The organism is Saccharothrix variisporea (assembly GCF_003634995.1).
Taxonomy (GTDB): Bacteria; Actinomycetota; Actinomycetes; order Mycobacteriales; family Pseudonocardiaceae; genus Actinosynnema; species Actinosynnema variisporeum.
Genome location: NZ_RBXR01000001.1, coordinates 3,503,983 through 3,515,898, shown reverse-complemented (window position 1 = coordinate 3,515,898; position 11,916 = coordinate 3,503,983). Strand labels below are relative to the sequence as shown.

General features: G+C 71.4%; 11 protein-coding genes and 1 tRNA gene. 9 read left to right on the top strand and 3 right to left on the bottom strand.

Annotated elements, in window-relative coordinates; translation table 11 throughout:
- Positions 1–36 precede the first annotated feature (36 nt).
- From DFJ66_RS15510 to DFJ66_RS15490, 6 genes are all read left to right on the top strand, one after another.
- Complete coding sequence (locus DFJ66_RS15510; protein WP_121222004.1) at positions 37–468, top strand: DUF3052 domain-containing protein; 432 nt, start codon at positions 37–39, stop codon at positions 466–468.
- A gap of 108 nt (positions 469–576) precedes the next feature.
- Positions 577–1,041, top strand: coding sequence for a peroxiredoxin (locus DFJ66_RS15505; protein ID WP_121222001.1), 465 nt, complete (start codon positions 577–579; stop codon positions 1,039–1,041).
- Between the two features lie 41 nt (positions 1,042–1,082).
- Positions 1,083–1,154: transfer RNA gene (locus DFJ66_RS15500), tRNA-Val, on the top strand.
- Positions 1,155–1,258: 104 nt separating this feature from the next.
- Entirely contained in the window at positions 1,259–1,414 is a 156-nt protein-coding gene (locus DFJ66_RS42755) for a hypothetical protein (protein WP_170199421.1), read from the top strand.
- 322 nt (positions 1,415–1,736) lie between these two features.
- Entirely contained in the window at positions 1,737–5,945 is a 4,209-nt protein-coding gene (locus tag DFJ66_RS15495; protein WP_147459277.1) for a wHTH domain-containing protein, read from the top strand.
- Between the two features lie 73 nt (positions 5,946–6,018).
- Entirely contained in the window at positions 6,019–6,345 is a 327-nt protein-coding gene (locus tag DFJ66_RS15490) for a hypothetical protein (RefSeq protein WP_121221997.1), read from the top strand.
- Here the strand turns inward: DFJ66_RS15490 and lipA are convergent.
- The 3 genes from lipA to DFJ66_RS15475 are packed head-to-tail and all read right to left on the bottom strand — an operon-like array spanning position 6,342 to position 8,763.
- Positions 6,342–7,343 (bottom strand): lipoyl synthase, encoded by a 1,002-nt coding sequence (gene lipA / locus DFJ66_RS15485; protein WP_121221995.1) that lies wholly within the window; start codon positions 7,341–7,343, stop codon positions 6,342–6,344. The genes DFJ66_RS15490 and lipA overlap by 4 nt on opposite strands.
- A 15-nt stretch (positions 7,344–7,358) precedes the next feature.
- Positions 7,359–8,288, bottom strand: a complete 930-nt coding sequence (locus DFJ66_RS15480) for an oxidoreductase (protein WP_121221993.1) — start codon at positions 8,286–8,288, stop codon at positions 7,359–7,361.
- 19 nt (positions 8,289–8,307) lie between these two features.
- A complete protein-coding gene (locus DFJ66_RS15475; protein ID WP_121231219.1) occupies positions 8,308–8,763 on the bottom strand; it encodes a hypothetical protein in 456 nt (151 codons plus the stop codon).
- A gap of 128 nt (positions 8,764–8,891) precedes the next feature.
- Here DFJ66_RS15475 and DFJ66_RS15470 point away from each other — a divergent pair, with 128 nt between their 5' ends.
- From DFJ66_RS15470 to DFJ66_RS15460, 3 genes are all read left to right on the top strand, one after another.
- A complete protein-coding gene (locus DFJ66_RS15470) occupies positions 8,892–9,539 on the top strand; it encodes a TetR/AcrR family transcriptional regulator (RefSeq protein ID WP_246030207.1) in 648 nt (215 codons plus the stop codon).
- An 84-nt stretch (positions 9,540–9,623) separates the two neighbouring features.
- Positions 9,624–10,925: an APC family permease gene (locus DFJ66_RS15465; RefSeq protein WP_121221991.1), complete on the top strand. Its 1,302-nt coding sequence runs from the start codon at positions 9,624–9,626 to the stop codon at positions 10,923–10,925.
- 52 nt (positions 10,926–10,977) lie between these two features.
- Complete coding sequence (locus DFJ66_RS15460) at positions 10,978–11,898, top strand: LLM class F420-dependent oxidoreductase (RefSeq protein WP_121221989.1); 921 nt, start codon at positions 10,978–10,980, stop codon at positions 11,896–11,898.
- Positions 11,899–11,916 lie beyond the last annotated feature (18 nt).

The following is an 11,916-nucleotide window of genomic DNA, read 5'->3' as shown; positions in this document are numbered from 1 at the left end:
GGCTGCCGCTCTTGTGTACTTGGAGGAGTGGAAGCCGTGGTCGCCGCGGAAGACGCCGGCAAGATCGGTGTCGCCGACAAGCTCGGGATCGACCCGGGCGCTGTGGTCCAGGAGATCGGCTGGGGAGAGGACGTCGACGACGACCTCCGTGCGGCGGTCGAGGAGCGCATCGGCAGCGATCTGCTCGACGAGGACGCCGACGAGGTCGTCGACGTGGTGCTGCTGTGGTGGCGCGAGGACGACGGCGACCTGGTCGACACCTTGGTCGACGCCATCGGGCCGCTCGCCGACGACGGCGTGATCTGGGTCCTGACGCCCAAGACCGGCAGGCCGGGCTACGTCGAGCCGAGCGACATCGCCGAGGCCGTGCCGACCGCGGGGCTCGCCCAGACCTCCGCCATCAGCGCGAGCGCCGACTGGACGGCGATCAAGCTCGTGTCGCCGAAGTCGGTCAAGTCCAAGCGCTGAGACCGGCGTTCTCCTCGCCTCGACCCGTGCCGCTAGGCTCGACGGCGGGCTCCGCACGGAGCCCGTCTTGTTGGGCTGTGCTTTTTTCACTTGGCGGAAGGGCGAGGAATGTCGGTCGAGGTCGGTTCGCAGGCTCCGGACTTCACGCTCAACGACTACAACAAGCAGCCGGTGACGCTGTCGTCGTTCCGCGGCGAGCGCAACGTCCTGCTGGTGTTCTACCCGTTCGCGTTCAGCGGCATCTGCACCGGTGAGCTGTGCCAGGTGCGCGACGAGCTGGCCACGTACGAGAGCGAGAACGTGCAGGTCATCGGCGTGTCCGTGGACACGCCGTTCAGCCTGAAGGCCTGGGCCGAGCAGCAGGGCTACACCTTCCCGCTGCTGTCGGACTTCTGGCCGCACGGTGCCGTGGCGAGCCAGTACGGCGTGTTCAACGAGGCGGCGGGCCTGGCCAACCGCGGCACGTTCCTGATCGACACCGAGGGCGTCGTCCGGTACGCCGAGGTCAACGCGCCGGGCGAGGCACGCGACCAGGAGGCCTGGAAGAAGGCCGTCGCCGAGCTGGGGGCCTGATAGCGTTTGCCCCGGTGCCTGCGGGTTGGGGGCACCGGACCGGGCGTGTAGCTCAGCGGAAGAGCACTCGGTTTACACCCGAGCGGTCGCAGGTTCGAATCCTGTCGCGCCCACTGTGTGCGGTTTCACAATTCGTGCGCTCATTCGTTTTTCCGCACCCGCGATGTCCACCATCAGGGTATTGCGGACAGGTAACACCGAACGGGACGCTGGACCGATGCACAACCCGGAGCTCCACGTCAAGCTCCCTCCCGATCTGCCCTCGGAAAGTTACGAAGGCATCCGGCAAGCCGTGACCAGCCTGCTCGAACTGTGGGGCGTCGACGACGTGACACCCCAGCTGGTCGACGCGGTGTGCCCGACAGCCGAGTGAGCTCAGGGGGCCGGCGCCCCCCGAGCCGCCCCGGCCCTCGCTCAGTCCCGCTTCTTCCGGCGCAGCCTCGCCACGACGGCGCCGAGCGCGAGCCCGGCCCCCGCCGTCTGCAACAGCGCCGTCGCCAACTCCAACCACTGGCCCACGGTGTGTCCTCCCTCGTTCGTGCGGTTCGAGGAGGGACGCTGCCCGGTGGACCGGTCCGCGGTCGGCGATCGCGGACGAACCCAGGGAATGCCGTGGTGCGGGGTCTGGTCGTGCCTGGTCAGGGCGTCGTCCGGAGCCGTCCGGTCGGACGTGGTGCGAGTGGAGGGGACACCGGATGCCGTCAGCCTTACCCGGCGTGGCCGAGTTCTGCGCCGACCTGGCGGAGTTGCGCAAGCAGTGCGGCACCCCGTCGTTGAAGTGGCTGGAGCGGCGGACGTCGTTCTCCGACTCGCAGATCGGCCACATCCTCAACGGCCACAAGGTCGGCCCACCCACCTGGGACTTCGTCGCCGCGTTCGTGACGGCGTGCGGCGAGCACGCCCGGTCGGGCGGCCACCACCCGCGGCTGAGCACCGACCTCGGCTGGTGGCGGGAGGCACACGGCCGGCTGGAACTGCCACAGCCCGCGCCGTCCGGGCCGAACCCGTGGGTGAAGCTGGTGGAAGAGCACGTCGTCTGGCGGCACACCGCCGACGCCGACCGGTTGCGCGCCCGGGTCGCCGAGGTCGCCGGCCGCCTGCACGACCGTCGACGCCGGGCCGTCGCGGCGTTGCGCGGCGACTCGTGGCTGGACGACCTGTTCGTGGTCCGGATGACCGACCGGGTGACCGAACTGCTCGACACGGTGCTCGCCGACCAGCGGTGGGACCTCGGGGCGGGGGAGGCGGCGGTGATCGCCCTGGCGCCGCTCGCGCACGAGACCCGATCGGCGGTGCTCGCCCAGTGGCTGTCCCGGGTCGACCCCACCGACCTCGCGCAACGCCCCCGCCCCGACCCGGCCCCCGAGCGGCAGGACTACCAGCGCTTCCTCGCCGGCCGCGAGGAAAGCCGGCTCGTCGCCCGCACCGAGCACCGCGCCGACGACGCCACCGACATCGCCTGGTGGCTGTTCCACCGCTGGGCGGAGGGCAGGCCCGACGACGTGACCGTCGCCGACGTGCTGGAGGAGGTGGTCACCGACGACCAGCCGCTGCGCACGATGCTGACCGAGTCGCTGGAACGGATCATCCCGCTGTTCCGCCGGCCCCCGGAGGGCCTGCGCGACACCGACCGGCGCAAGCTCAAGGCACGGACCCCCTACACCCGCGTGACCGTCGCCCGGCAGTACGTGCGGGAGGACCTGATCGGCCTGCTGCTCGCCGTCGCCCACGCCCAGGCGTTCGAAGTGACCCGGCTGTCCTCCACGCTGGTCGAACACCTCGGCATCCCGAACCCGGTGCGGCTGGAGCAACTCCACGCCACACTCGACCAGGCGTACTGGGACTACGCCGCCGAGACCCGAGTCCACCTGGTCGCTTCGTGCCACCACGAGGCCGTGCTGGAGTCCCTGCGCGAGCACGTGGAGCGCATCGACTTGATGCTGGGCGCCATCCGTGCCGCCGCCGAGCACGGCGAGTACCTGGAACCGCTGCGTGCCCTGCCCGCCCGCGCATCGGCGGAGCGCGTCGAACCCGCCGTGGTCAACCGGAAGCGCGCGTTCGTCACGCCGGTGACCAGGCTGCGGCTGGACGAGTCCCGCGTGCGGGAGCTGCTCATGGGCGAACAGCTGTACGGGGACCGGTCGTTGGCGATCCGCGAGCTGTACCAGAACGCGCTGGACGCCTGCCGGTACGCCAAGGCGCGCTTGGACTACCTGGAGAAGACCTCGCTCCTGTTCTCGCGCTGGGAGGGGCGGATCACGTTCACCCAGGGCGTCGAGGCGGGGCGGCACTACCTGAGCTGCACGGACAACGGCATCGGCATGGGCGAGTCCGAGCTGCGGGAGGTGTTCTCGCAGGCCGGCGTCCGGTTCGCCGACCAGCCGGAGTTCCTGGAGGAGAAGGCGCGGTGGGCAAGGGCCGGGGTGCCGTTCTTCCCCAACAGCCGCTTCGGCATCGGGGTGCTGAGCTACTTCATGCTGGCCGACGAGATCGAGGTGACCACGTCCCGCATGGACGCCCGCGGCGACAACGCGGGGCCTGCGTTGCGTGTGTCCATCGCCGGACCGGGGCACTTGTTCCGCATCGAGCGGTTGGACGAGGACATCGCGCACGGGACGACGGTGAAGCTGTTCCTGCGCGATGGCGATCAAGCCCCGTCGTGCGTGGACGTCCTCCAGCGCCTGTTGGGCATCGCGGAGTTCCGCACGACGGCCGAGCACGACGGTCCGGTGGCGGAGTGGGAACCGTCGGTCTTCACGCCCCGGCCGGGCCGGGTGGGGGAGAAGGGCATCAACGTCGGCGGGGCGTTGGTGCCCAGCCGCACCGGCGAGGTGATCTGGTGCGAGGAGGGCGGGGCTCTCCTGGTGGACGGCTTGTACGTCCACCACCCCGGGTGGTTGGTGCTGCCGGAGGACAAGCGCGACCTCCGGGGCGCGGTGGTGAACCTCAGCGGGAACCGGACGCCCAAGCTGACCGTGGACCGCAGGTCCGTGCTCGGGGACGTCTCGGAGCACGTCGAGGAACTGCTGACCGAAGCAGCGGGTGACCTGTTCGACGCGGGCGTGGCCGCCTTCGACTTCGACTGGCTGTGCGACGTCGCCGGCGACAACCCGGGCGTCGCGGACGTCGTCACCGCCGTCGCCGCCCGCCAAGGCCGCCGGCTCTCGACGAAGGGGCACTGGGTCGACATGGCGGTCGCGGGCTGCCTCCCGGCCGACTTGGACGTCGTCCGCAGTCGTCGTGCTCGGCAGATCGGCCTGATGAGCGGACGCGTCAGAGCGCAGAACCTCTCGGCCCACCACGCTCTGTGGCGCTACCTGGCGGTGATGCCGGCCGACGTCGTGGGCGACCTGATCGGAGTCGGCGAACCGCTGCCGGCGGCGCCGTCCGATGAACGGTTGCTGGAGAGCATGTTCCGGGACTGGTTGTCCGTCGACACGGAGATCGGAGCGGGGTACGTGCTGGCGAAGGCAGCGACCCTGGGCCGGGCGCCGCGGGCGGTCGCGCTGCGGCTGGTCGCGCTCGGGCACGACGTCGGGGACGTCGACCGGTTCGCCACCCGGTACTCGGCCGACCGGGTCGACATGACGCTGGTGAGCAGGAACCTCGACGGCGCACTGCCGGACCTTCCGATCACCGAGCCGGTGCCCTTCGGTCACGTCATCACCGCACACCTGCGCACCGGGCGGTCCATCCACGAGATCGTGGCCCGGCTGCGGCGGTTCGGCTACGAGGCGGACCTGCCGTCCGACTTGCCGCACCGCTACTCGAGAGCCGACCAGGTGCTCGTCAGCCGAGACCTGGACGGGGATCACCCGTGGCTGGACCGCGAGCGGCCGGTCGGTCACGGGCGTGTGCTCTACGCGGCGTACGTCCTCGGCACCACGCCGGAGGCGACGGCTGCGCGGTTGGCCGAACTGGGGTTCGACGTCCGGTCGGGCGAGTCGCGTCCGGATTGGATCGGCCAGGTGACGTTGGCGGTCAAGGGCGTGCTGCTGGCGGGCGACGACCTGTTGGAGGACGGGGTTGTCGCCCTGTCGGAGGTCGTGAACGCCGCGCGCTTGTGGGGCGTCTCGCCGGTCGAGTCTGCTCGCCGGCTCGCCGACCTGGGCCTGCCGGTGCCGGGGGACCTGCCGGGTGAACTGACCCCGGACGACCTCGCCCTGCTGCCGTCCGTGCCCGGTCCGGGCGTCGAGGTCACGACAGGTGGGCTGCTCGTGCGGGTGAGCACCGTGTTGGAGATCGCGCACCGGATCCGGCGAGATCCGGTCGTGGTGGCGGACCGCCTGGTGGAGCTGGGGTATGCCGTGCCGGCTCAAGGGGCGCTGCGCGCGGGTTTGGACGACTTCGACCGCGAGTTGATCGGTCGCGCCGCGACCGCCATGGGGTACGCCGACCCGTCGAGGTTCGTCGTGGAGACCGCCCGCGCGCACCACCGCGCGCCCCGCGAGGTCGTGGAGCGGTTGGCCGCGCTGGGCTACGACACTCCCGCGTTCGACCACCTGACCGAACCGTTGACCCCGCTGTGGGCGGCGCTCCTGGACATCGGGGGGTTGGCGAAGCTGCCGCCCGGGGCCGAGGTGCCGCTCGCCCACGCTCTCAAGGCGGTCCGGTCGGGGTCGTGGTCCGCCGGGGAGGCCGTCGAGGCGATGGAGGCCATCGGGTACGTCGTGCGGCGCAGGGAGGGCGTGGACGACGAGTTCGACCGGACGGACCTCGAACTCGTGGACCGGCTCGACACGACCGCACCGGTCGACCTGCGGAAGTTGGTCCTCGAAGCGCTGTGGTTCGAGTTGCCGTTGCACGAGGTGGCCGGGCGGTTGGAGCGGATGGGGTTCGAGGTGCCTGATCTGGACGTCGCACTGCCCGCGCTGCTGGAGCGGGTGCCGTTGAGGAGGGATTAGGGGTTGCTAACCGGGGGACTCCAGGTGGGAAGCCCCCTATGCCTCACGGTGTTCTGGACGTAGCTTGTCCGCCATGTCGCCCAAGACGGTCGCCGCGGTGGTGGGGGTCGCTTTCTTCCTGGCCGGGTTGTTGATCATGCTGCTGCCGCTGGCCACCGACTCGCCCTCGGGGATCACCGTGTCGTGCGGCAACAGTGTCGGCATGGGGTACGACGAGGTCGCCGTCGAGGCCGAGAGCGGGGCGTTGGTGGAGATCTGTTCACGGCTCCGGCTTGAGCGGCTGGCGTGGGCCGCGCCGGTGACCGTGTTGGGCGGGTTGCTGGTCGTGGGCGCGGTGATCGTGCGCAAACGCCGCGAAGCCCCCGACCAGACGGCCGGGGGCTTCGGGACCACGGTCTAGCGGGCGAGCAGGGAGGTGATCTCCTGGGCCGCGCCGCCTGCCTCCAGCAGGTGGCGCAGGTTCTCGGGGACCTCGTCGCCGCGCTTCTGCACGGCCTGCGCGTACAGGCGTCCCGCGCGGTACGACGAGCGGACCAAGGGGCCGGCCATGACGCCGGAGAAGCCGATGCCCTCGGCGGTCTCCTTGTGCACCACGAACTCCTCCGGCTTCACCCAGCGCTCGACCGGGTGGTGCCGCGGCGACGGGCGCAGGTACTGCGTGATGGTGATGATCTCGCAGCCCGCGTCGTACAGGTCGTGCAGCGCCTCGGTGACCTCTTCGGGCGTCTCGCCCATGCCGAGGATCAGGTTGGACTTCGTCACCAGGCCGGCCTCGCGGGCCTTCGTGATGACCTCCAGCGACCGCTCGTAGCGGAACGCCGGGCGGATGCGCTTGAAGATCCGCGGCACGGTCTCCAGGTTGTGCGCGAGCACCTCCGGCCGCGAGTCGAACACCTCGGCCAGCTGCTCGGGCACCGCGTTGAAGTCCGGGATCAGCAGCTCGACGCCCGTGCCGGGGTTGAGCGCGTGGATCTGGCGGACGGTCTCGGCGTACAGCCACGCGCCGCCGTCCTCCAGGTCGTCACGGGCGACGCCGGTGACGGTGGAGTAGCGCAGGCCCATGGCCTGGACGGACTCGGCGACCCGGCGCGGCTCGTCCCGGTCCAGGTCGGCGGGCTTGCCGGTGTCGATCTGGCAGAAGTCGCAGCGGCGGGTGCACTGCTCGCCACCGATGAGGAAGGTGGCCTCCCGGTCTTCCCAGCACTCGTAGATGTTGGGACAACCGGCCTCTTCGCACACCGTGTGCAGGCCCTCGCGCTTGACCAGACCCTTGAGCTCCCGGTACTCGGGGCCCATCTTCGCCTTGGTCTTGATCCACGAGGGCTTCTTCTCGATGGGCGTTTGGCTGTTGCGCACCTCTAGGCGCAGCAGCTTCCGACCTTCAGGTACGACGGTCACGGCCTCAACACTACGTCACGCCGGGTCGGGCGCGACGCCCGTGAGCTTGGCCGTCAGGTCCCACAGGCGGCTCGCGGCGAGCTCGTCCTTGGCCGCCGCCGTGGACCCCGCGCGGGTCGGGTAGCCCCGGGTCCCGCGGAACCCGTCCGGGCCGTAATACGCGCCGCCGACGACGTCCGGCGCGGTCGCCGCGTAGAGCTGCGGCAACGTCCCCATCTCGACGGACTGGGCGAACAGGTCGCTGATCTTGGCCCCCACGGTGAAGATCGGGTTGCGCCGGGAGCGGGCCATGTTGCTGCTCAGCTCGGTCGCGGTGTAGCCGGGGTGGGCCGCGACGGACGTCACGTCGGTGCCGGCGCTGCGCAGGCGGCGTTCCAGCTCCCTGGCGAACAGGAGGTTCGCCAGCTTGGACTGCCCGTACGCGCCCCAGGACGTGTAGCGGCGGACCTCGTAGTTCGGGTCGGCCAGGTCGATCGAGCCCATCGCGTGGGCCATGCTCGACACGGTCACCACCCGTGCGCCCGGGGTCGCGCGCAGCAGGGGCATGAGCAGCCACGTCAGCGCGGCGTGGCCCAGGTGGTTGGTGCCGAACTGGCGCTCGAACCCGTCCGCCGTGCGGCCCAGCGGGACCGCCATCACGCCGGCGTTGTTGACCAGCACGTCCAGGCGGTCGGTGCGCTCGCGGACGGCCTTGGCGGCGTCGTGGACCGAGCCCAGGTCGGCCAGGTCCAGCTCGACCAGCTCGGCCTTGTTCCCCACCCGCTCCAGCGCGCGCTGCCCGCGTTCCGGGGACCGGCACGCCATCAGGACGCGGGCACCCTTCCCCGCCAGCACCTCGGCGGTGCGCAGGCCCAGGCCCGAGTTCGCCCCGGTGACCAGCACCGTTCGCCCGGTCTGGTCGGGGATGTCCGCTTCGGTCCACTTCGCCGTGGTCGTCGACGCCATGTGGTCACCCAACCGCAAGTCAGGCGCTCTTGGCGAGCCTGCGGTGGCGCACCCGCGGCTGGGGCGCGTTGCGGACCAGCGCCAGGAACGCGGCACCGACGCGGGCGATCTCGTCGGACGGCTCGGTCAGGTCGGCCAGGCCCGCGGTCAGGGCCAGCAGGCGCTGCTCGCGCTCGACGGCGTCGGTCGCGGTGAGGTGCTCGTCCAGCACCGCGCGCAGCACCGGCTGCTCGGCGGCCAGCGCGCGCCAGGTGGCGGTGACGGTCTCCACGCGGTCGCCCGCGGCGTCCTCCAGGGCGACACCCAGCCGGCCGGTGAGCTGCTGCATCCAGCGGTAGTGCAGGGCCGCGAGCAGCTCGTCCTCGGTGGCGAACAGCTCGCGGTCGAAGGTCAGGGGCGCCGCGGGATCCCCCGCCGCGGCGTCGAGCACGGCGTCCAGAGCGTCACGCCGTCGGTAGAAGTCGGTCCAACCCATGATCACGCCCTCCTCTCGTGACGCGGCTCATACCTGAGGTCTTTCGCATACCGCCGGTATGGCCGATAGAGCGAACATACCACGAGTACGTACCGCCGGTATGTCGTACGGTTGTGAACGTGGTGACAGTGCGGTCCAGGCGTGTCGAGTACTCGGAGTCCACCAGGCAGGCCCTGGTGGACAGTGCCGTCGAGCTGTTCACCAAACGGGGGTACGCCGGCACCTCGCTGGACGAGGTCGCCAAGCGCGCGCGCCTGACGAAAGGCGCGCTGTACCACCACTTCAGCGGCAAGCAGGCGCTCTTCGAGGCGGCCTTCGACTCGGTCGAGAACGCCTTCATGCGCAAGCTCGGCGAGATCGTCAGCGCGCCCGGCGACCCGTGGGACACGGCGATCGCCGGCCTGCGCGCGTACGTGCGGGTGTGCCTGGAGCCGTCCTACCAGCGGATCGTGATCCACGAGGCACCCGTCGTGATGGGGTGGGAGCGGTGGCGGGAGGCCGAGGAGCACTTCAGCTACGGGCTGCTGCGGTCCACCATCGAGGTGCTGATCACCAGCGGCGAGCTGGAGCAGTTGCCGGTGGAGACGATGGCCCGGCTGCTGTTCGGGTCGCTGTCCGCGGGGGCGAGCATGATCGCCGGGGCCGCTGATCCGAAGAAGGCGAGCGCGGAGGTCGAGCGCACCATCGTGCGGGTCGTGGAGGGGCTGCGCGTGAACGGCGCCCCGAGCCTGACCACACCACCACGGGAACACCGGTCCCGCTCCCGACGCCGTTAGCGCTGTCGTAGCTCGCCGGCGCACGTGTGGGTCGGTGGTCACAACGGGGTTCGCGGGCGGGGCCGCCGGGGTAACGGACCGGGCATGGCGCACTCGTTGAAGCGGGCCGTGAGCGGCTGGCTGCTGTACTTCTTCGTCCTGGGGGACATCCTGGGCGCCGGGGTGTACGTGCTGGTCGGCTCGATCGCCGGGGCCGTCGGGGGCGCGGTGTGGCTGCCGCTGCTGTGCGCGCTCGCGCTGGCGGCGCTGACCGGCGGTTCCTACGCCGAGCTGGCCACGAAGTACCCGCGGGCCGGCGGGTCGGCGCACTACGCGACCCGGGCGTTCGGGAACGCGGCCGGCGCGGTCGTGGGGTTCTGCATGCTCGCCGCCGGGGTCGTGTCGGTGGGCGCGCTGGCGCGGGCGTTCGCGGGCGATTACCTGGGCACGCTGGTGTCGATGCCGACTGTCGTGGTGGTCGTGGTGTTCCTGGCCGGGCTGGCGGCGTTGAACATCCGGGGCATCACGGAGTCGTTGCGCGCCAACGCCGTCGCCACCCTGGTCGAGCTGGGCGGGCTGGTCGTCGTGATCGTGCTCGGCGCGTGGGTGGTGGCACGCGGTGACGCGGACCCGTCGCGCCTGACCCAGGTGGACACCGGGTCGGGGCTGTTCAGCGCGGTGCTGGCCGGGACGGTGCTCGCGTACTACTCGTTCGTGGGCTTCGAGACCTCGGTCAACCTGGCCGAGGAGGTCCGCGACCCGCGGCGGTCCTACCCGCGGGCGCTGTTCGGCGCGCTGGCCACGGTCGGCGTGGTGTACCTGCTGATCGGGCTGGTGACCGCCGCGTCCGTGCCGACCGACCGGCTCGCCGCGTCCAGCGGTCCGCTGCTGGAGGTGGTCCGGGTCGCGGGCGGTGTGCCGGAGTGGCTGTTCAGCCTGGTGGCGCTGGTCGCGGTGGCCAACGGCGCGCTGCTGACCGGGATCATGTCCTCGCGCCTGGCCTACGGCATGGCCCGGGACGGTCTCCTGCCGGCCGCGCTGGGCCGCGTCCTCCCGGTCCGCCGCACGCCGTGGGTGGCCGTGCTGACGACGTCCGGCGCGTCCCTGCTGCTGGCCCTGACCGGTGAGGTGGAGGTGCTCGCGTCCACGCTGGTCCTGTTGCTGCTGGTGGTCTTCCTCGCGGTGAACGCGGCGGTGCTGGTGCTGCGCCGGGACCCGGGCGACGGCGACCACTTCCGGGTGCCGACCGCGGTTCCGGTGCTGGGCATCGGGTCGTGCGTGCTGCTGGCGACGCAGGTCGAGCCGGGGACGTGGGTGCGCGGCTCGCTGCTGCTGGGCCTGGGTCTGGTGCTGGCGGCGGTGAACGCGCTGCGCGACCGCCGCACCGCCGCCCGGCAGCCCTCGTGAGGCGGATGAGGTGGGGACTTCGTGCGGTTCGGACTCCGATAGGTTCGGGTTCGTGGAACTGCGAATCTTCACCGAGCCCCAGCAGGGGGCTTCCTACGACGACCTGCTCCGCGTCGCCCGGGCCGCCGAGGACGCCGGGTTCGGGGCCTTCTTCCGGTCCGACCACTACCTGAAGATGGGTTCCGTCGACGGTCTGCCCGGTCCCACGGACGCGTGGATCACGTTGGCCGGCCTGGCGCGCGAGACCACGTCCATCCGGCTCGGCACGCTCGTCACCGCCGCCACCTTCCGGCACCCCGGGCCGCTGGCGATCGCGGTCGCGCAGGTGGACCAGATGTCCGGCGGGCGGGTGGAGTTCGGGCTCGGGTCCGGGTGGTTCGAGGACGAGCACACCGCCTACGGGCTGCGGTTCCCGTCGTTGGGCGAGCGGTTCGAGGTGTTCGAGGAGCAGTTGGAGATCATCACCGGGCTGTGGGGGACGCCGGTGGGGGAGAAGTTCTCCTTCGACGGCAAGCACTACACGCTCACCGACTCGCCCGCGCTGCCCAAGCCCGCCCAGGACCGGGTGCCCGTGGTCGTCGGCGGAAAGGGGGCCAAGCGGACGCCCGCGCTGGCCGCCCGGTTCGCCACCGAGTTCAACCTGCCGTTCGTGGGCATGGACTTCGCCGCCGAGCAGTTCGAGCGCGTCGCCGCGGCCTGCCGGGAGATCGGGCGCGACCCCGCGACCATGACCCGGTCGGTCGCCCTCACCGCGTGCGTCGGGCGCGACGACGCCGAGGTCGCCCGGCGGGCCGAGGCGATCGGCTGGGACTTCGAGGAGCTGAAGCGCAACGGGCTCACCGGCACGGTCGAGCAGGTCCGGGAGCGGCTCGGGCAGTGGCGGGAGAAGACCGGGATCTCGCGGGTCTACCTCCAGGTGCTCGACCTGTCCGACCTCGACCACGTCGAGCTGCTGGCCGGCGTCAAGCCCTGAGCCGGCGTCACGCCTGAG

Excerpts from the sequence above, each read along its gene's own strand:
- DFJ66_RS15495 (WP_147459277.1), top strand. The coding sequence starts at position 1,737 with ATGCCGTCAGCCTTACCCGGCGTGGCCGAGTTCTGCGCCGACCTGGCG.
- DFJ66_RS15475 (WP_121231219.1), bottom strand. The coding sequence starts at position 8,763 with ATGGGTTGGACCGACTTCTACCGACGGCGTGACGCTCTGGACGCCGTG.
- DFJ66_RS15490 (WP_121221997.1), top strand. The coding sequence starts at position 6,019 with ATGTCGCCCAAGACGGTCGCCGCGGTGGTGGGGGTCGCTTTCTTCCTG.
- DFJ66_RS15505 (WP_121222001.1), top strand. The coding sequence starts at position 577 with ATGTCGGTCGAGGTCGGTTCGCAGGCTCCGGACTTCACGCTCAACGAC.
- DFJ66_RS15480 (WP_121221993.1), bottom strand. The coding sequence starts at position 8,288 with ATGGCGTCGACGACCACGGCGAAGTGGACCGAAGCGGACATCCCCGAC.
- DFJ66_RS42755 (WP_170199421.1), top strand. The coding sequence starts at position 1,259 with ATGCACAACCCGGAGCTCCACGTCAAGCTCCCTCCCGATCTGCCCTCG.
- DFJ66_RS15465 (WP_121221991.1), top strand. The coding sequence starts at position 9,624 with ATGGCGCACTCGTTGAAGCGGGCCGTGAGCGGCTGGCTGCTGTACTTC.